The sequence below is a fragment of the Muricoccus harenae genome (assembly GCF_009848505.1).
In the GTDB taxonomy this organism is placed as follows: Bacteria; Pseudomonadota; Alphaproteobacteria; order Acetobacterales; family Acetobacteraceae; genus Roseomonas; species Roseomonas harenae.
Genome location: NZ_WWDL01000002.1, coordinates 1 through 19,060 on the forward strand (window position 1 = coordinate 1; position 19,060 = coordinate 19,060).

A 19,060-nucleotide genomic window follows, 5' to 3' on the forward strand; every position below is an offset into this window, starting at 1 on the left:
CAGGCTCGATCCGGGCCGCCATGGGCTCCACGCTCTTGCGGGCGCCCGGCAGCAGCAGCCCCGTACAGTACGCACGCGCCGCCGCAGCCCGGCTGGCATGACGCAACACCGCCGAGATCTCACCCAAGTAGGCTGCAAACCGCGCCTCGCCGCGCCGAAGGCCCGCAGCCCCTTCCATCTCTCTCGTCATGACCCATATATAGGAAGGACCGAGTAAAATGACACAGTAAGACTAGGCGCCGATCACTTGCTCCATCAGGCGCAGCACGTTGCCGCCGAGGATTCCCCTTACCTCAGTATCCGAAAAGCCGTGGTCCCGCAGGGCCTGGGTGACAACGGCAAATTTTGAGCAGTTCTCGAAGCCCGGCACGTCGTAGCGCACTGCCCCATGGTCGCTGCCGAGGCACACCCGGTCCGCCCCGATCAGCTCGGCCACATGCGCGACATGGGCGATGATGGTATCCACGTCCGGCATGGGCAGGTCGCCTGTCATCAGCACGTTGTACTTGGCATGCATGTCTGACCCGCAGCTGCGCATCAATGTGGCTATGGCCGGCATGCTGTCGCTGCCAGGATCTAACCCCATGGCGCGTAGGTCGATCGCCCGCGCCTTCTCCTCGAGCGCGGCCTGGAAGGGGGCGGAGACGTATTCCGGGAACCAGGTGATCCCCACCACGCCATTGTCCTGGCCTATCTCGCGGATCATGTCGTCCGTTAGGTTCCGCGGGTGGTCGTGCAGCGCCCGCGCAGCCGAGTGGGAGGCAAAGATCGGTGCCGTGGAAGCCTGCGCCACCTGCCAGAAGGCGTCGTCCGATAGGTGTGACACATCTACGATCATGCCAAGCCGATTCAACTCGGCGACACCTTGGCGGCCGAGATCGGAGAGGCCGCCATGGCGCGCGACATCCGCGGAGGAATCGGCCCAGCCATTTGAGGTGAAATGCGCCGGTGCCATGGAACGCACTCCGGCGTCCCACAGCGTCTGCAGCATTTCGAGGCGATCCTCCACCGCCTGGGCACCCTCCACGGAGAGGATGGCTGACAGCTTACCCTCGGCAGCAAGGCGGCGCACTTCGGAAGCTGAGCGTGCGAGCCCGATCCGGTCCGCATTGTCGCGGCAGAAGTCCAGCACGGCCTGCAGCAGCCGATCCTGCCGCTGCAGGCCCGTTCCGCGGCGGATATTGTTGTAGTCCACGCAGACCGCGAAGAAGGCTGCGGTCATGTTCCCCTGCTTCATCCGCTCCAGGTCCATGAACCCGTCCGGATTGGCATGGACCAGGTCCTGGCCAAGATCGACCTGCCGCTGGATCGTGTCCACATGCGTGTCGATGATGATGGAGGCGTGGTGCAGCGCCAGCGTCTCCGCGGTAGGCTGTTTCACGTTTGTGGCCATGCCATGCTTCCCCTCAGCTTACGGATCTTGGCTGTGACGAGCCGCCCAAAATGCGGCGATAGCGCAGGCATTGCCGAAGGAAGCCTTGTCTGCGGGCGGATTCCGGACGGTGATCTTGACCGCATGCCCGTCCCGCAGCAGCGGAAGGTGCGGTTTAGCCCCACGATGCCGGCACCAACCGTAGTGATCCGTACAGCCCGTCAGTCCAGCTTCGCGCCGGATTGTTGGACCAGGTCGGCCCAGAAGGAGACCTGGCGCGTCACGAAGGCGTCGCCCTCCACTGCTGTCATGGGTGGAACGGGATCGAAGCCGGCGGCGGAGAGACGGTCCCGCAGCGTCGGGGCGGTGACGATGGCCTGCAGCGCCTCTCGCAGGGTCGTGCGCACGGTCTCGGGAATGCCCTTAGGGGCGGCGATGCCGTACCAGACGTCCGTATCCGCGAAGCTGCCATAGCCAAGCGCGACGAGCGTCGGCACACCCGGCAGCGCCGAGGGGCGTGGCCCGGTCGTACCCAGTGCGCGGAGCCGGCCATCACGCACCAGCCCGACGACGGAAGGCACGGAGGCGAAGCCGAAAGCCGTTTCCCCGGCCATCATGCCGGTTATGGCCTCGCCAGGTCCGCGATAGGGGATGTGCTCCATCTCCGCGCCGACCAGCTTCTGGAACTGCACGCAGGACAGGTGCTGGGACGTGCCGTTGCCCGGGGAGAAGTAGCGCAGGGGCGGCGCGCCCGGCTGCTTCGCCAGGGCTACGAGGTCGGCCAGGCTCTTCGCGGGATGGTCAGCCGAGACAATGAGTGCGTTGGGCGTTGAGTTGGTGATGCTGACCAGCGCCAGGTCTCGCGCCGGATCGAAAGGGATGGAGCGGTAGAGCGCGCGATTGATAGGGATGGAGCTGGCCGAGACGAGGGCGAGGGTGTGCCCGTCCGGCTGGCTACGTACGACTTGGCCGATTCCCAGCGTGCCACCGGCGCCGACGCGGTTGTCCACCACGACCGGCTGGCCGAGCTTCGCGCCCAGGTTGGTGGCCAGTAGACGCGCCAAGATGTCATTGGTGGAGCCGGCTCCGTAGGGCACCACGATGGTCAGGGGATGGGCTGGGAAGCTGCCCTGGGCAAGTGCCATGCCCGGCAGCAGGGCCGCCACGCCCAACCCGAGTAGGGGCCGGCGAGTGACCCGCAGGGGACGGTGAGGTCGATCCATTCGCATCTCCAAAGCCGATGTTCGTGTGTTTGCCAAGGTGCAGGTCGGGCCCCCACGCTCCCAATTGCGATCCTAGTGGCCTCCAGCAGGGAAGGCTGCGGCATGATGGGCTTGCCAGGACAGGCGAACGGCGTCTCCAGGGTGCAGCCCGCTTTCTTCGGCGGCATCGGCCTGCATCAGGGCAGTCCACTCCTCCCCACCGGCCAGGCGCAGGACGAAGCGGCGCGCATTGCCGAGGTAGATTAAGTCCACCAGCTCCGCAGGGACGCCTTCGCCATCCCGGCGGAGCTGTATCCGCTCGGGCCGCACGGCGATCATGGCGGTGGAGCCCGGCGCAGTCACGAAGCGGGCGGACACTGCCATCGGCGCCCCGGCCACCGAAACTCGGTAAGTGTTATCCTCCTGTCCCAGCACCACCGCGGACACAAAGTTCGTCTCCCCCACGAAGCCCGCGACGAAGCGTGTGGCTGGCCGCTCATAGAGGTCGGAGGGCGTGCCGATCTGCTCAATCCGTCCCTCGTTGAACACGGCGATCCGGTCGCTCATCGTCAATGCTTCGGACTGGTCATGCGTGACGTATAGCACCGACATACGCTGCTCCCGGTGCAGCCGTTTGATCTCCATCTGGAGCTGCTCCCGGAGCGATTTGTCCAGCGCGCCCAGGGGCTCGTCCATCAGCAGCAGTGCCGGGCGGTAGACCATGGCGCGGGCCAGCGCCACCCGTTGCTGCTGCCCGCCGGAGAGCTGCCGCGGCATCCGGTCCCCGTGGTCCGGTAGCCCCACCATGGCGAGTGCGGCGCTCACCAGTCGCTCGGCCTCTGCCTTCGGAGTGCTGCGCATCTCCAGCGGGAAGGCGACGTTTCGTCGCACTGTCATATGCGGGAATAGCGCGTAGTGCTGAAACACCATGCCGATGTCGCGGCGGTAGGGCGGCACCCGGTCCACCGACCTGCCAGCCAGAATGATGGCGCCATCATCTGGTTGCTGCAGTCCGGCCACCATCATCAGCGTCGTCGTTTTGCCCGAGCCGGAAGGCCCGAGGAAGGTGAGGAACTCCCCCTGCCGTAACTCGAGGCTCACATCATCCACCGCGGCGTGGCGGCCGTATTGCTTGCGGATGCCGCGCAGCTCCAGCAGCGTGCCCGGATTGGGCGTGGTCATTCACGGTCTCCATTGCGGCGACGCAGCAGCGCCTCCAGGGCGAGGGCGGTCAGGGCGACCAAGAAGCAGAGGGAGGCAATGGCCGCGACCGTCGGGTCGAAGTCGCCGCGGATGTTGGACCAAATCTGCACAGGTACGGTGCGCAATCGCGCGGAGCCGACGAAAAGCGAGATGATCAACTCGTCGAAGGAGAGCACCATCGCGAAGAGCAGGGAGGAGAGCACGGCTGGTGCCAGGAGCGGTAGGGTGATCCTTCGGAAGGCCGTCACCGGGCTGGCACCAAGGGTTGCCGCCGCTGCCTCTAGCCGGGGATCGAGCGAGCGCAGGGCGGAGGCGACGGTCGCGAACACGTAGGGGAGAGTGATGATGATATGGCCGATCACCATTCCCGTCAGCGTGCCGTTGAGGCCGAGGCCGCGATAGATGATATAGAGCCCCGCGGCAGTAATGATGCTAGGCACCACCATCGGCGCCATCAGGAAGGCACCGATCACGCCTGCGCCCAGCATACGGCCGCGAACCAGGGCGACCGCCGACGCCGTCCCGAGAGCGGTGGACGCGAGGGCTGCCGGCACCAGCACGCGCAGGCTGACGCCGACGGCATCCATCCAGGCCGGATCATTCAAGAGATTGGCGTACCAGCGCCAGGAATAGCCAGGCGGCGGGAAGCGCAGGAAGGCAGCGGAGCTGAAGGAGATGATCAGCACAACCACGAGCGGCGCCAGGAGGTAGATGGCGACCAGCGTGCAGACAAGGACGCGGAGGGCACGCCAGGGCCTCATCCCGTCGCCCCTCACCGCGCCACCGCCTTCAATCCAACCAACTTGTTGAGCACGCTAAGCAGGATCGCCGTGATAGCGAGAAGGATAAAGGAGAGTGCCCCCGCAACGCCCCAGCTGCCGAGCTGCGAGATCTGGTCCTGGATGAGCTGACCCACCATGGTCTGGCGTGGCCCGCCCAGAAGCGCGGGGATGACGAAGTAGCCCAGCATGCTGATGAAGACGAAGGTCGCGCCGGCCATCAATCCGGGCAGGCTGAGTGGCAGGTAGACACGCAGGAAGGCTCGTACCGGTCCTGCTCCCATGGTCAGGGCTGCCGGCACCAGGCTCGGATCGATCCGCTTCATGGAGCTGTAGAGCGGGAAGATCACGAAGGGCAGCAACGTCTGCACCGCGCCAAGCAGCACGCCGGTGAGATTGTAGATCAGCGGCAGCGGTGCATCGATCAACCCGATATTCATCAGCAGCGTATTCAGCGGCCCACGCCGCTGCAGCAGGATGACTGTCGCGAAGCTGCGCACCAGGAGGCTGGTCCAGAAGGGCACCAGCACCAGGAAAGTCAACAGCCGGCGCGTCCGCGCCGAGCCATGCGCCATGGCGTGGGCCACCGGATAGCCGAGGAGCAGTGCGACAGGCGTGGCTGCCGCACTGATCAGTACAGTGTTCCACAGCACCTGGAGGTAGACCGGCCTCTCCCAAAGCAAGACGAAGTTCTGCCAGCCCGGTTCCGGCTGTGTGAAGGCGCGTGCCAGCAACATGCCCACAGGCAGGACGAAGGCGACGAGCATTACCAACAGGGATGGAAGCAGCAGCGCCCAGGGTGCCCAATCTGGCGCCCTGCTGTGGGAGGGGCGCGCCTCCATCAGGCGAGCTTCCAGGCGGCCCAGCGCTCCATCATCCGCCGCTCATTCTGGCGCCACCATTCGGCGTTGATGACGAAGCCGCGGCTGGAATTCTCAGGGGAGGTTGAGAGCCAGGGGGCCAGCGCCGGGTCGATGTTTGCGAAGGCGGCCGGATTGGTCGGCGCATAGGCGATCATGTTCGCCAGCTTCGATTGGTTCTCGGCCTTGGTCATCGTGTTGATCAGCTGCATGGCCGCGTTCTTGTGGCGGCTGCCGCGCGGCACGACAAGGTAGTCCACCGACTGGATGTTCCCATCCCAGGCAATGCCGATATCGGCACCCTTCTTAGAGGCGTCATAGGCGCGGCCGTTCAGTATGATGCCGACGCTCACCTCCTCATCCACGAAGAGCTGCTGGGACTGCGAGTTCGTGGTCCAGAAGATCGTCTGGGGCTTGATGCTGTCGATCTTCTTCAGCGCGCGCTCGACATCCAGCGGGTAGAGGTCGGCGGGCTTGACCCCATCGGCCATCAGCGCGGCCTCCAGGTTCGCCACCGGCTGATTCAGCATGGTGCGCTTGCCCGGGAACTTGCGCGTATCGAACAGATCCGCCCAGCCTGTGGGGCGGCGACCAGCCGGGAAGGTCTTCGTGTTGAAGGCCAGGTTGTAGGACCAGGCGATGCAGCCGATTCCGTATTCATGCACGAATTGCGGCGCGATGCGGCTGGTATCAACGATGGAGGTATCGATCTTCTCGAACATGTTCTCCTGCGCCCCGGAGAACAGGGTATTGATGGTAATGTCGGCCACGTCCCAATCCGGCGTGCCGCTTTCGATCATGGTGCGGAAGCGCGCCGTGTTCATCGGGCCGTCCTGCACCACCCGCGCGCCGGTCTCGGCGGAGAAGGGGTCGCAGTAGCAGATCTTCTGCGCCTCCTGGTAGGCGCCGCCCCAGCTGGCGAAGACCAGGGTCGTGCCGCGCAAGCTCTGGGTCCGGGAAGGTTGGGCCAAGGAAGGTTGGGGTAGCGTCGCGGCGCCCAGCGCAGCCGCGGTGCCTAGAAGCCTGCGGCGCGTCGGGCGGGTAAGGGAACCGGTCATGGTAGCGCTCTCCTTCTTGCTGTCGGGGGCATGCTGTCGGTGGGGTCAGGCGGCGCGCAGGTTCTCGCGCAGCGTACGGCCGTCATATTGCGTGCGGAACAGTCCCCGGCGCTGCAATTCCGGTACTACGGCGCGGCAGAATTGCTCGAACATGCCCGGGAACATGGTGGGGGCAAGGACGAAGCCGTCGCAGGCATCGGCGGTGAACATGGCCTCCAGCCGGTCTGCGACCATCTCGGGCGTGCCGACGATCTCGCGGCCCTTGCCACGCTTGGTCGCGGCCTCCTTCAGAGACAGGCCCTCGGCCTTCATCGCCTGGGCGAGCAGGTCCGCGGTGCCCTGCATACCCTGGTTGCCCTGCGGCAGCTCCGCCAACGTCTTGCTCTCGCTGAGCTTGGACAGATCTGCCCCCAGCCCGGAGGAGGAGGCGGCGAGGCTCAACTCGGGGTCGATCAGGCTGTTCAGGTACTCCGCGCGCTCCCGCGCGATGCTCTCCGTCTCGCCGATCACCACGGAGATGCCGGGTAGAATGGCGCAATCCTCCGGTGCACGGCCATGCGCAGCCATGCGGGCGTGGATATCCTCGCGGAAGGTGCGCATGTCCTCCACGCCGCGCTGTGTGGTGAAGATTGCTTCCGCCCAGCGCGCCGCGAACTCCCTCCCCCGATCGGAGCTGCCAGCCTGCATGATGACGGGCCGCCCTTGCGGGCTGCGGGGAATGGAAAGCGGCCCGCGGGACTTGATCCAGCGCCCCTCATAATTGGCGTAGCGGACCTTAGACGGGTCGGCGAGCACGCCAGCCTTCTTGTCCAAAACCATCGCGTCCGGATCCCAGCCTTCCCAAAGGGCGAAACAGGCTTCCAGCACCTCATCTGCGCGGTCATAGCGCAGGTCCTTGGGCGGCAGCTCGTCCATCCCCGCATTCTGCGCCTCCAGATCCGTGGCAGAGGTGACGACGTTCCAGGCCACCCGCCCGCCGCTCATCGCATCCAGCGAGCCCAACCAGCGTGCCAGATGGTAAGCGGTATGGAAGGAGGTGGAGAGGGTGGCGCCGAGGCCTAGGTGCCGCGTGGCGGCCGCCATCACCGGCAGCACGACCGTCGGGTCCAGGAAGCTGATCTGCCCGCCGCGGCGAAGATAGGCGTCGTAGCTGCCGCCATGCACGTCATAGAGGCCGAAGAGGTCGGCAAAGAAGCAGGCGTCGAAGCAGGCATCCTCCAGCACCCGCGCGATGTGTTCATAGCGGGAGGGGCGGAGGATATCGTCCAGGGTGGATTCCGGGTGGCGCCAGCCGCCCACATGCATGGCCGTGGGGCCGGTCTTCAAATAGGCGACGAGGTGCATCCGGCGTTGCTGCATGGCTGTATCCTCTTCAGGCCTCGCCGGCCGCGGACTTCCGATAGCACGAAGGGCCGGGCGGAACCTGTTGCATGGATGAAGCCTGCCATGGGCCCGAAGTGCGCCGCATCATCGCTTTGATAGGAGGGAATGGCGTGTCCCTCCTAGGATTCAGCGGAAGGCTGTGGCGACCCGATCGCCGTCAGTCGGGTGGCGAGGGAGAGGCGGAACCGGGTTTCCGCATCATTCAGGTCCAGCCCGAACAACTCTTCCAGACGCCGCAGCCGATAGCGCAGGGTGGAGACATGGATGCCCAGCCGCTCGGCCGTGGCCTGGTAACGGCAGGCCTCGTCGATGAAGGCGGTTGCCGTCTCCAACAGCCCGCCGGCCGCCTCCGCGTCATGTTGCCGCAGCGGGCCCAGCGTTCCTTCCACGAAGGCGCGCACCAGCGCTCCGTCCAAGGCGGAGAGCAGCAAGGCGGAGGGGCCGAAATCATCCTGTCGGACTATCCCATCCCGACCGAAAATCCGGGCTAGGTCGAGCACCCGAGCGCATTCTGTCCAGGCCGGTCCGTAATGTACGGGCCTCGTACAGGCTGGCCCGCAGGCGATCACCGGCCGGAGCCCCCAGCGCGCTCGCACGGGCTGCACTACCAAGCGGTCCAACAGTGCATCTGAAAGGGGTTGGATCGAATCCGGCACCGGGAGCAGGATCGCCACCGCCTCCCGTTGCTCGATCGCCGCAGCGCCGGGCGCCGCGCGGGCCAAGCTCGAGGCCAGCAGCCGTCGCAACTCGGCAAGTGTGGCCGCCGGCTGTGGAAGGGAGACGGAAAGCAGCCGCATCGGCTTCCCAAGATCGAGGCCCAGCCTCGCCGCCCGCACCTGAGCCCTCGCGGGATCGGTCGCCCCGGTTCGGCAGAGCTGGTCCAGGAATTCGGAGAGGTCGCGCGCCTCCCGCTTCGCCTCGGCGTGGTGGCGCATGATCTGGGCGCCGAGGGCGAAGCGCACCTCCTGCGTCACCACCCGGTCCAGGCTGTCCAGCGCCCGGTCTCGCGGGAAGACGAGGAGAACGCCGGCTGTTTCGCCCTCGACCCGCAGCGGCTCCACCAGCACGGGAAGATCCGACAATCCATGAGCCGAGAGGTCCAGCCGCGCCGTCTCGCCTCCGCCAGGGCGATCAGCCAGGGCGGCCAGAAGGGGTGCCGCCGTGCCCTGCACCAACTCCCGCCAGGCCCGCTCCGCGATCCGTTCGGGCAGTGGCGTTCCGCGGGCGAGAGTGGTGGCCGTGACGAAATCCAGCACCACGAAAGGATGCGGTAGAATGGCACCGATGACACCGGCCGTCAGCGCCAGAGGCGCGCCTTCCAGAACCAACTCCATGAGGTTGGCGCCGGCCTCCAGCACGCGCCGCAGACGCTCACTCTGCCGCTGCTCACGCTGCAGGTGCTTTACCTTTTCCACGGCGATGGCAACGAGGTGCGCGACGGTCGTGAGGAAATCCAGTTCCTCCTCCGTAACTTCGATCCGCTCGCGGGTATGAAGGGAAAGCACCATCTCGTGCTCTTCGGAATTGCTGCATCCCAAGGGCAGCAGGACCACCGTCCGGTAGCCCCGTGCCCGCGCGTCCTCCTGGTACCCTGGGAACTCGGAGGATCTCTGCGCATCGGCGATGACCAGCGGCCGCCTTGTCTCCGACACTCGTGGCACTGGGCTGGTGGCCAGGTCCCAGCGCCGCGGCCGTCCGGGCAGCGGGCCGCCCGGGTCATAGCCCGTGACCATCTCTGAATACCCGCTCTGTCGGTTGATGGCCATGATCCCGCCCCGAGGCCAAGGCTCCCCGCGGCAGACCGCCAACAGCACCCGATCCAGGATGGTCTCGATGTCGCCGCCCGCATTGATGGCGCTCGCGATGGCGCGCAATCGGGCCAGTCGATGCGCAGCGGTCACACGATAGATAGGCGCGCGAGCATCGCTTGAGTCTAGGCCGCCGGTCGCCAAGGGGACAATGCTCGTTGGTGTGTTCGCCCCGGCTGTCACTCGAACAGGTTCGCTGGACCACCGAGTTGCCGCGTCAACTCGATGGCAGCCTCCCGCACTCGCTCTCCATAATCCGGGCGGCAGCGGGCCACCGGCATGATCAGCGTAACGGCACCGGCGAGGTGCCCCCCGGCTTCGAAGACCGGCGCGGAGGCACCGGCCAGATCCGGCACGCGATCGGCCGCCAGCACGACGAGTTTGTCCCGCCGGATACGCTCGTAGATTTCGCCCTCCGCGCCACTGAAGGCCAGCAGGACACGTCCGCCTGAGCCCCGGTCCAGCGGGAACAGGTCGCCGGCTCGCCCGTGGTCACGCAAGGGCTGGGGAGAGTCAACGCGGTATAGGCACAGGCGCTGGTCACCTTGCCGGACATAGAAGGTGGCACTTTCCTGCGTTGTGGCGGATAGCCTGCGCAGCACCGGCATCACGATCTCACCGATGGTGAAGGAGGCTGCGTGTACGCTCTGGAGTCGGCTGATCTCCGGGCCGAGCGCGTAGCGATCCCCGCGTCGTTGCACGAAGCCGAAATGCTGGAGGGAGGTCAGGAGACGGATGGCGGTGCTCTTCACCAGCCCGGCGCGCTCGGCCAGTTCCGTGAGGGAGAGCGGCCCGTCACCCTCCTGAAAGGACGTAAGCAGCAGCAGCGCCCGATCTACCGCGGCAACACCACCATCTGCCGTTGAGGATTGCGGCAGAGGCCGCGGTTGATAGCGAGCCATCTTGGTCTCCGGAATTCGTTTGACAGCGTCCTGGCCCTACATCTACCACTAAATGGAAACTTGGTTCTATCTGATAAAAATATGGGAGGGGGCATGCGTATCCTGGTGAGCGAGGTGGGCCCGCGGGACGGCCTGCAGAGCATCCGCGAGACCATGGCGACCGACGCGAAGGGCCGTTGGATCCGTGCGCTGGCGGATGCCGGGCTGCGCGAGATCGAGGTCGGCTCCTTTGTGCATCCCAGGCTCCTGCCGCAGATGGCCGATGCGGAGCAGGTGGTGCGGGATGCCCTGACCATTCCCGGTCTCTCAGTGGCGGCCTTGGCGCCAAATCTGAAAGGTGCGCGGCGGGCGATTGAGGCAGGCACCCACAAGATCACCATGCCTGTCTCGGCCTCTCGCCTGCACAGCCTCGCGAATATCCGCATGACCTGTGAGCAGGCCATCGAGGAGGTCGGCAGGGTCTGCGCATTGCGTGACGGTCTGCCTGCGGGGCAGCGCCCCGAAATCGAGGTGGGCATCTCCACCGCCTTCGGTTGCACCATCCAGGGCGAGGTGGCGGAGGATTGGGTCATCGAGATGGCGGAGCGCCTGGCGCGGGCTGGTGCCGATTCCATCGGCCTGTCGGATGGGGTAGGCTATGCCAATCCGGCGCAGGTGAAACGGATGTTCACGCGCCTGCGCTCTCTGCTGGGTGACCGCGCGGGCGCCGCGCATTTCCACAACACCCGGGGGCAGGGCCTGGCCAATGTCGTGGCAGCGTTGGAGGCTGGGGTGACCACCTTCGATGCATCCCAGGGCGGCATCGGCGGCTGCCCCTACTCCCCGGGCGCCACCGGCAACATCGTCACCGAGGACTTGGTCTGGATGCTGGAGGCCATGGGCCTCGATACTGGCGTTGACCTCAATGGGCTGGCCGAGGCCCGGCGCGTGCTGACAGAAAGCCTGCCGGGTGAGATGGTCTATGGCTACCTGCCCGAAGTGGGGGTGGAAAAAGGCTTCCGCTACGCTGCTCGCGGCACGGCACCGGAAGGCACCGGCAAGGCCCGGCCTGGGGCGCCGTCCTGCCAGCCGGCGAGGGAGGCGGCGGAGTAGGAGGCGCTGCCATCCGCTTCCAGAACGTCCGGGTGTCGCCGGCACGGGGCGGCAAAGCCGAATCATAAAGAACGGGAGGACGTCCGATGAGGCTTCGGATTGCTTACGCCGTGCGGTGCCTGGGCGTGCTTGCGTCGCTCAGCGCCGCGCCGGCCGCATGGGCGCAGACGGCGGAATGGCCAACGCGGCCCGTGCGCGTGCTGGTGATCGCCTCGGCCGGCGGCCCTACCGACCTCGTGGCGCGGCTGATCAGCGACGGTCTTTCCAAGCGCATGCCGCAGCGCTTCGTGGTGGAGAACCGCACGGGCGCCGGAGGTAATATCGCTGCCTCGGCCGTTGCCCATGCCACTGACGGGCATACGCTGCTCTTTACCAACACCAGCCATTCGGTGAACCGCGCCCTCTACGCTCGGCTCGACTATGACCCGGTGAAGGACCTCGTTCCCGTCACCGTGGTGGCGGAAAGCCCGATGGTACTTCTGGTGCCGCCGAACTCGCCGGACCGCACAGTGCAGGATCTCGTGGCCCGGGCCCGCCAGGCCCCGGGGCGCCTGCGCTATGCCACCGCCGGCAATGGCGGCGCACTGCAACTGGTCAGCCTGCTCTTCATCCATGCCGCCGGGCTGAAGATGGAGGAGGTGGCCTATCGCGGCAGCGCCCCCGCCGTGCTCGACATCGCGGCAGGGCGGCTCGACATGCTGTATGATGCCGGCATCACGGGCTTCGCCACGGCGCAAGGCGGCCAAGCTCGTGCCCTGGCGGTGTCGGCTGCACAGCGCAGCCCCGTCATGCCCGATGTGCCAACCATTGGAGAGGCAGGATTTCCGGGCGCTACCTTCAGCGTCTGGCAGGTGATGATGGCGCCTTCCGCCACGCCGGATGCCGTGCTGCGGAAGTTGCATGCCGAAACCGCGGCCGTTCTCGGTGAGGAGGCAACGCGCGCGCAGCTGCGGACGCTCGGTGTGGACCGCATCCTCGCCAACCCGCCCGATGAGGCGAGGAACTACGTCGCGGCCGAGGTAACCCGCTGGGGAAGCATCCTGCGAGACGCCGGGATCAACCCGCAATGAGTGCCTGGGCCTTCATCTCACCCGCCAGGAGAAGTGCGTGAGCCTCTTCCCGCCGCCACGGATCATTGAAACCACCGTATTGACGGAGATGCCGGCGGAGCTTCGGCGCCCGGTTGTCTCGGAGTGGTCGCGCGCCAATAAGCGCGGTCAGGTGGTGGACAGCTTCATCGAAGGGCCGTGCTTTGATGCCCAGGGCAACCTCTTCGTTACGGACATCCCGCATGGACGCATCTTCCGCATCGCGTCTAACGGCGACTGGACGATGGTGGCCGACTATGATGGCGAGCCCAACGGGCTGGCGTTGCATGCCGACGGGCGGCTCTTCATCACGGACTACAAGAACGGCATCCTGGCATTGGACCCGGCGACGGGCCGCATCGAACCGGTGCTGACACGCTGCAACAGTGAGCGCTTCAAGGGCGTCAACGACCTGACCTTCGCGCGGAATGGCGATCTCTACTTTACCGACCAGGGGCAGACTGGTCTGCACGACCCCACTGGCCGGGTGTACCGTCTGCGCACGAATGGCCAACTGGACTGCCTGATCCAGAATGGGCCCAGTCCCAATGGCTTGGCGCTGACGCCCGAGGAGGACGTGCTCTTCGTTGCCATGACGCGGGACAATGCCATCTGGCGCGTGCCGCTATTGCCGCAGGGGGGCACGGCGAAGGTTCACCGCTTCGCTTCCTTCCACGGCGCCACCGGCCCGGACGGAATGGCCGTCGATGCAGAGGGCAATGCCTTGGTCGCCCATGCGGGGCTCGGTCATGTGATCATTCTTGGCCATCAGGGGCAGATGATCGCCGCCCTGAAATCATGCTGTGGCAGCTTTACCACCAACGTCGCCTTTTGCCCGGACGGCAGTGGCGTCGTCATCACGGACTCCACGACGGGCACGCTGCTGCAGGCTCCCTGGGACATCCCTGGCTCCCATGCCAGCCATCCCGAAACCACACAGGACACCGCACCATGAGTGATCTGCCGAAAGCCGTCGACATCGCGGAGGAGGGGCCGCGCGAGGCCTTTCAGATCGAGCCGGGCCCCATCCCGACGGCACGCAAGATTGCGCTGATCGACGCACTCTCCGCCACCGGTTTGAAGCGCATCCAGGTGGCGTCCTTCGTCAACCCGAAGATGGTGCCGGGCTGGGCGGATGCGGAGGAGGTTGTCGCCGGCTTCACGCCGCGTGCGGGGGTCGATTACAACGCCCTCTGGTTCAATCCGGCGGGTCTGCAACGCGCGCTGGCCTTCCGCGACCGGCTGAGCATCATGGGCTCGATCACCGTCACCGGGTCCGAGGCCTTCGCTCGGAAGAACCTCAACCGCGATCACGCGGGGCAACTGGAAGCCATGCGCAAGCATGTTGCCGCCCATCGCGCGGCTGGTGTTCCTGTCACCCGCGTCAGCCTGCAGGCAGCCTTCGGCTGCAACTTCTCGGGCGATGTACCTGCCTCCCAGGCTCTGGCCGCGCTGGATGACGCAATGGCGCTTGCCAAGGAACTGGGCCTGACGATCGAGAAGATCTCGCTCGCCGACTCCATGGGCTGGGCCACGCCGCCAAGGGTGGAGCGCCTGGTCGGGGAGGTTCTTGCCCGTTACCCGGAACCACGCCTCAGCCTGCATCTGCATGACACGCGCGGTATGGCCGTCTCCTGCGCCCATGCCGGGCTGCGCATGGGCGTCAGCGCTTTCGACGCCGCGGTCGGCGGCCTCGGCGGCTGTCCCTTTGCGGCCCATCCCGGCGCGGCAGGCAACATCGCCACCGAGGAACTGGTCTTCCTCTGCGAAGAGATCGGCATCAGCACCGGCGTGGATCTGGAGGCGCTGCTGGAGGCGGCGGCACTTGCCCAGGACATCGTGGGCCATCCACTACCCAGCGCCATGATCCGCGGCGGCGGTCTCTCCTCATACCGGATGGGCGCGAAGGCAGCATGAGCATGGACCCCACAACCCTGCCGCTGGCCGGCATTCGCGTCGTTGAGTTCTCCCACATGGTCATGGGGCCGACCTGCGGCCTCGTCCTGGCTGATCTCGGCGCCGAGGTCATCAAGATCGAGCCGCCGGGAGAGGGGGACCGCACGCGACTCCTGACCAATTCCGGCACCGGCTTCTTCGCGGCCTTCTCGCGCAACAAGAAGAGCGTCCAGGTCGATACGGCGGATCCCGCGGAACTCGATGCGCTGATTCGTCTGATCGACACGGCCGATGTCGTCATCGAGAATTTCCGCCCCGGCGGGCTAGAGGGGAAAGGCCTTGGCTATGAGGCGCTCTCGGCGCGCAATGCACGCCTGATCTATTGCTCGCTGAAGGGCTTCCTCTCCGGCCCTTACGAGAAGCGCACAGCGCTGGATGAAGTCGTGCAAATGATGACCGGCCTCGCCTACATGACTGGGCCGCCGGGCCGGCCGCTCCGCGCTGGTGCACCGGTGAACGATATGATGGGCGGTATGTTCGGCGCGATCGCCGTGCTCGGCGCCCTCCGCCAGCGGGAGCTCACCGGCAAGGGCCAGCATGTGCAGTCCGGCCTCTTCGAGAATTCAGCCTTCCTGGTCTCCACGCACATGCTGCAACAGTCCATCTCGGGCAAGGAGCCGCCTCCCATGCCGGCCGGAAAGCGGGCCTGGGGCGTCTATGACGTGTTTGAATCCTCCGATGGCGTTCAGATCTTCATCGGTGTCGTCACGGACCGGCAGTGGCAGATCTTCACCGACAGGCTGCAGGAGCCTGAACTGCTGGATCCTGCATGGGCGACGAACACTCTGCGGGCGCAGGGTCGCGAGACTTTGATTCCGCTGGTCGCTCGCTTGGTGAAGAAACACAGCATCGCCGAGCTGGAAGTGCTGTGTGAGCGGGCCGGGCTGCCCTTCGCGCGCATCACCAAGCCTTGGGATTTGTTTGAAGACCCGCATCTGAACCATGCTGGCGGCATGCTGCCACTGACGCTGACGGATGGCCGGGAGACCGCGGTTCCTGCACTGCCAATCCAATTCGGCGCCGAGCGCTTCGGCCTTCGCAGCGGACTTCCGATGCCAGGGCAGCACACGGCGGAGATTTTGGACCCATTCCGCGCCGCGCTGCCCGACGCAGCTGAATAGGCTTGGGGGAGGCCGGATCAACCGGCCCGCAAGCCATGTGAACGATATGGAGGACGTCATGGATAGTATTATCGGCAGGCGTAGACTGCTCGGGGCAGGGCTGGCGGCGACCGCCCTGCCTCGGCTTGCCGCTGCTCAAGGGGCGGTGGATTGGCCGACCCGGCCTATCCGGTTGATCGTGCCCTATCCGCCGGCCGGCGGCACGGATGTCATTTCGCGGGAAGTGGGGCACCGCATCGCGAGCGCCACGGGCTGGACCATCGTTATCGAGAACCGGCCGGGTGCGGGGGGTAACATCGGACTGGACGTCGTCGCCAAGTCGGATCCAGACGGCCACACGATCGGCATGGGGCAGGCGGCCAACCTCGCCATCAATCCCTCCCTCTATCGACGGATGCCCTTCGATCCGCTGACGGATCTGGCACCGGTTTCCACCGTCGCGCAGCAGCCCAACGTCCTCGTCGTGCGCAAGGATGCGCCGTGGGCGGACCTGAACGCCTTGGTGGAAGATGCCAAGCGCCGCCCGGGGGCGCTGACTGTTGGCCATTCCGGCGCCGGCACCACCGGCCATCTCTCCGGTGAGATGTTCGCGCTGCGGGCCAGCATAAATCTGGTCGTGGTTCCCTATGTCGGCGCGGCGCCGGTGCTGACGGACATGCTGGGCGGCCGGATCGACATGTTCTTCGCCAATCCGTTGGCTGCTCGGGGCACGCTGGAATCCGGTGCCGTCCGGCCCCTTGCTGTGACCTCCCCTGCAAGGATGCGTGCCATGCCGGATGTGCCGACCGTCGCCGAATTGGGTTATCCCGGCTATGAGGCCGTCAACTGGACCGGGCTGGTGGTGCCTGCGCGCACGCCCATGCCCGTGATCATGCGCATCAACCAGGTGGTTCGAGGCGTGCTGGAGCACCCGGCAGTCGTGGCGCGGTTGGCTGCCGAGGGGAGCGAGCCAATGGGATCCTCGCCGGAGGAGTTCCACGCCTTCCTGCGCACGGAGCACAAGAAATGGGGTGATGTGGTCCGGGAGTCCAAGATCCAACTCGGCTGAGGGTTTCCTTCCTTTCACGTCGCGGTAGCGGGACCGGCTGCGCGCCGATAAGGCGCGTGGTCACCGCCCGTGCGTCTGCTCCTCAGGCAGTGGGAGGCGAGTGCCGGTGTTGTGCCGGCAACCCCGCTCGGCTTTCCTTTCGCGATCAGCCGGCGCTAACGTGATAGTGCCGATTCGAAGTCGCCGCCAGTCGGAGGCCTGATCGAACGGGAGAGGCCGCCAAGATGACACATCGCCGGGGTCTTTTGCTGGCTGGAGCCGCTACGGCGCTTCCTCTACCCGCTCTCGCCCAGGTATGGCCCTCGCGGCCGATCAGCATCATCGTTCCCTTCCCGCCGGGTGGATCGAACGACCTTTTGGCGCGACCCTTGGCGCAGAAGCTGCAACAGGCGCTCGGCGGCCACCCAGTGGTGGTGGATAATCGCGGCGGTGCAGGCGGCACGGTGGGCGCCGCACAGGTGGCGCGCGCCACCCCGGACGGACATACGCTGATGTGGGGCCATGTCGGCACCCTCGCCGTGAACCCCTGGATTTATCCGAACATTCCCTATGATCCACTGAAGGATTTTGCGCCGGTAGCGCTGGTTGCCACTTTGCCATCGGTGCTGGTGGTGCATCCTTCGGTGCCGGCGCGCTCCGCAGAAGAGTTCGTGGCGCTGGCGAAGGCGAAACCCGGCACGATCGATTACGGCAGCGCCGGAAATGGCGCGGCGTCGCATATCACCATGGCCGCATTCTGCGACGCGGCAGGGATTGAACTTGTGCACGTGCCTTATCGCGGCAACGGGCAGATGTTAGCCGACCTGCTGGCTGGCCGCGTGAAGTGCAGCTTTGCCGGCGCGCCGGTGGTGCTGCCTGCGGCACGGGAGGGTCGGCTGCTGGCACTCGGCATGAGTGCGCGCGAGCCCTCACCGGTAATTCCGCATGTGATGCCGATGGCTGCGCGCGCAGTGCCCGGGTTCGAGGTGCTGCAGTGGCATGGGCTCGTCGCGCCGGCCGCGACGCCGCCGGAGGTGGTGGCGCGGATCAACACAGCGGTGAACAGTGTACTCGGCGGCTCTGAGATGAAGGAGCGACTGGAAATTGAGGGCGCCGATGCGGCACCACGGACGCCGGACGCCTTCCGGCAGCTCATCGCTGCCGATCTGGAGCGCTTCCGGGTGCTTGTGCAGCGCGCCGGCCTCCGGGCTGATTGATGCTGACCCTCACTGTCGCCTGTGGCCCCTATGATCGCGTGCGTCCTCTCTTCGATGGGCGCGTACAGGTCGATGGCGTACGAGTGGTGCCGGTGCCCCTGGCTTCGGAGCAGAGCTTCCCGCGTGCGGTGACGCGCGCGGAATTCGACGTGACGGAGCTCTCGCTTTCCTCGCAGCTTGTGCAGCTCTCTCGCGGGGAGGCAGCCTATGTGGCACTGCCCGTGCCGGTGGCGCGCGCCTTTCGGCATGGTTGCATCTATCTGCGGCGCGATGCGGGCATCTCGTCGCCAAAGGATCTCGAGGGGCGCCGCGTCGGAGTGCCGGAGTACGGCATGACGCTCGCACTCTGGTTGCGCGGCATCCTTACCGAAGAGCATGGCGTGGTGGTCGACAGGGTGGCGTGGCGAACGGCGGGGACCAATGTGGCCGGACGCAAGGAAAGATTGGCGCTGGAGTTACCGCCTGGAATGGATGTGCGACCGCTGCCGGAGGGCGCGACACTGGACGGGGCGCTGCTGGCGGCGGAACTGGATGCAGTGCTCTCGCCGACGCCGCCTTCGGCCTTCACGGCGGGCGATCCGCGTGTGCTGCGCCTCTTCCCCAATCCGCGCGCGGCGGCAGAAGCATATCACCGGCACACCGGATTTTTCCCGACGATGCACCTGATCGGCGTGCGGCGCGATGTGCTGGCACGCGCGCCGGGGGTCGGACGCGCGCTGTACGACGCCTTCTGTGCGGCGAAATCCGCGGCGGAGACCGAATGGGAGGCAACTCTGGCGTCGAGCTCGCCGGCCACGATGTTCCCCTTCCTTGCGGAAGAATGGGCGGCGATGCGTGCCGTTCTTGGGCAAGATCCGTGGCGCTACGGCGTGGCGGCTAACCGCACGGAGTTCGAGGCGCTGTGTCGTTGGTCGCATGCCCAACATCTCGCACGGCGCGTCCTGCAGGTGGAGGAGCTGTTCGATCCGGCGACCTTGGACACCTGACGGTGT

Annotated in this window: 18 protein-coding genes; 8 read left to right on the top strand and 10 right to left on the bottom strand. The window is 66.3% G+C overall.

From position 1 onward, the window contains the following. The 10 genes from GSE44_RS02185 to GSE44_RS02230 all read right to left on the bottom strand — a co-directional run. Nucleotides 1-178, bottom strand: a 178-nt coding sequence (locus GSE44_RS02185; RefSeq protein WP_235924529.1) for a transposase, incomplete at its 3' end; no start/stop codon positions are given. Nucleotides 179-232: 54 nt separating this feature from the next. After that, on the bottom strand, nt 233-1,381 hold the full coding sequence (locus tag GSE44_RS02190; protein WP_159346886.1) for a dipeptidase: 1,149 nt from the start codon (nt 1,379-1,381) through the stop codon (nt 233-235). 212 nt (nt 1,382-1,593) lie between these two features. Beyond that, complete coding sequence (locus GSE44_RS02195; RefSeq protein ID WP_159346888.1) at nt 1,594-2,595, bottom strand: Bug family tripartite tricarboxylate transporter substrate binding protein; 1,002 nt, start codon at nt 2,593-2,595, stop codon at nt 1,594-1,596. Between the two features lie 72 nt (nt 2,596-2,667). Then, on the bottom strand, nt 2,668-3,756 hold the full coding sequence (locus GSE44_RS02200; RefSeq protein ID WP_159346890.1) for an ABC transporter ATP-binding protein: 1,089 nt from the start codon (nt 3,754-3,756) through the stop codon (nt 2,668-2,670). Further along, on the bottom strand, nt 3,753-4,538 hold the full coding sequence (locus GSE44_RS02205) for an ABC transporter permease (RefSeq protein ID WP_159346892.1): 786 nt from the start codon (nt 4,536-4,538) through the stop codon (nt 3,753-3,755). The genes GSE44_RS02200 and GSE44_RS02205 overlap by 4 nt, the downstream gene beginning before the upstream one ends. An 11-nt stretch (nt 4,539-4,549) precedes the next feature. Continuing rightward, nucleotides 4,550-5,398 (bottom strand): ABC transporter permease, encoded by an 849-nt coding sequence (locus GSE44_RS02210; protein WP_159346894.1) that lies wholly within the window; start codon nt 5,396-5,398, stop codon nt 4,550-4,552. Continuing rightward, nucleotides 5,398-6,360, bottom strand: coding sequence for an ABC transporter substrate-binding protein (locus GSE44_RS02215; RefSeq protein ID WP_159346895.1), 963 nt, complete (start codon nt 6,358-6,360; stop codon nt 5,398-5,400). Before GSE44_RS02215 ends, GSE44_RS02210 begins: the two co-directional genes overlap by 1 nt. A gap of 159 nt (nt 6,361-6,519) precedes the next feature. Further along, nucleotides 6,520-7,833, bottom strand: a complete 1,314-nt coding sequence (locus tag GSE44_RS02220; RefSeq protein WP_159346897.1) for an LLM class flavin-dependent oxidoreductase — start codon at nt 7,831-7,833, stop codon at nt 6,520-6,522. Nucleotides 7,834-7,976: 143 nt separating this feature from the next. Continuing rightward, complete coding sequence (locus GSE44_RS02225) at nt 7,977-9,731, bottom strand: helix-turn-helix domain-containing protein (RefSeq protein WP_159346899.1); 1,755 nt, start codon at nt 9,729-9,731, stop codon at nt 7,977-7,979. A gap of 113 nt (nt 9,732-9,844) precedes the next feature. Continuing rightward, nucleotides 9,845-10,567, bottom strand: coding sequence for an IclR family transcriptional regulator (locus tag GSE44_RS02230; RefSeq protein ID WP_159346901.1), 723 nt, complete (start codon nt 10,565-10,567; stop codon nt 9,845-9,847). A gap of 93 nt (nt 10,568-10,660) precedes the next feature. On the opposite strand from GSE44_RS02230, the gene GSE44_RS02235 reads away from it, so the two are divergent. The 8 genes from GSE44_RS02235 to GSE44_RS02270 all read left to right on the top strand — a co-directional run bounded on the left by GSE44_RS02235 (nt 10,661) and on the right by GSE44_RS02270 (nt 19,054). Beyond that, nucleotides 10,661-11,659, top strand: coding sequence for a hydroxymethylglutaryl-CoA lyase (locus tag GSE44_RS02235; protein ID WP_159346903.1), 999 nt, complete (start codon nt 10,661-10,663; stop codon nt 11,657-11,659). 86 nt (nt 11,660-11,745) lie between these two features. After that, nucleotides 11,746-12,729, top strand: a complete 984-nt coding sequence (locus tag GSE44_RS02240; RefSeq protein WP_159346905.1) for a Bug family tripartite tricarboxylate transporter substrate binding protein — start codon at nt 11,746-11,748, stop codon at nt 12,727-12,729. A 154-nt stretch (nt 12,730-12,883) separates the two neighbouring features. Continuing rightward, the gene (locus tag GSE44_RS02245) at nt 12,884-13,702 is read left to right on the top strand and encodes an SMP-30/gluconolactonase/LRE family protein (RefSeq protein WP_235924510.1); all 819 of its coding nucleotides are present in this window, start codon (nt 12,884-12,886) and stop codon (nt 13,700-13,702) included. Next, a complete protein-coding gene (locus tag GSE44_RS02250; RefSeq protein ID WP_159346909.1) occupies nt 13,699-14,664 on the top strand; it encodes a hydroxymethylglutaryl-CoA lyase in 966 nt (321 codons plus the stop codon). The genes GSE44_RS02245 and GSE44_RS02250 overlap by 4 nt, the downstream gene beginning before the upstream one ends. 2 nt (nt 14,665-14,666) lie before the next feature. Further along, nucleotides 14,667-15,824 carry a CaiB/BaiF CoA transferase family protein gene (locus GSE44_RS02255; protein ID WP_201305900.1) on the top strand — a complete coding sequence of 386 codons (1,158 nt, stop codon included), beginning with the start codon at nt 14,667-14,669 and terminating at the stop codon, nt 15,822-15,824. A gap of 58 nt (nt 15,825-15,882) precedes the next feature. After that, on the top strand, nt 15,883-16,872 hold the full coding sequence (locus GSE44_RS02260) for a Bug family tripartite tricarboxylate transporter substrate binding protein (protein ID WP_159346913.1): 990 nt from the start codon (nt 15,883-15,885) through the stop codon (nt 16,870-16,872). A 356-nt stretch (nt 16,873-17,228) separates the two neighbouring features. Then, nucleotides 17,229-18,068, top strand: coding sequence for a Bug family tripartite tricarboxylate transporter substrate binding protein (locus tag GSE44_RS02265; RefSeq protein ID WP_235924511.1), 840 nt, complete (start codon nt 17,229-17,231; stop codon nt 18,066-18,068). Continuing rightward, the gene (locus tag GSE44_RS02270) at nt 18,068-19,054 is read left to right on the top strand and encodes an ABC transporter substrate-binding protein (protein ID WP_159346917.1); all 987 of its coding nucleotides are present in this window, start codon (nt 18,068-18,070) and stop codon (nt 19,052-19,054) included. Before GSE44_RS02265 ends, GSE44_RS02270 begins: the two co-directional genes overlap by 1 nt. Nucleotides 19,055-19,060: the final 6 nt, after the last annotated feature.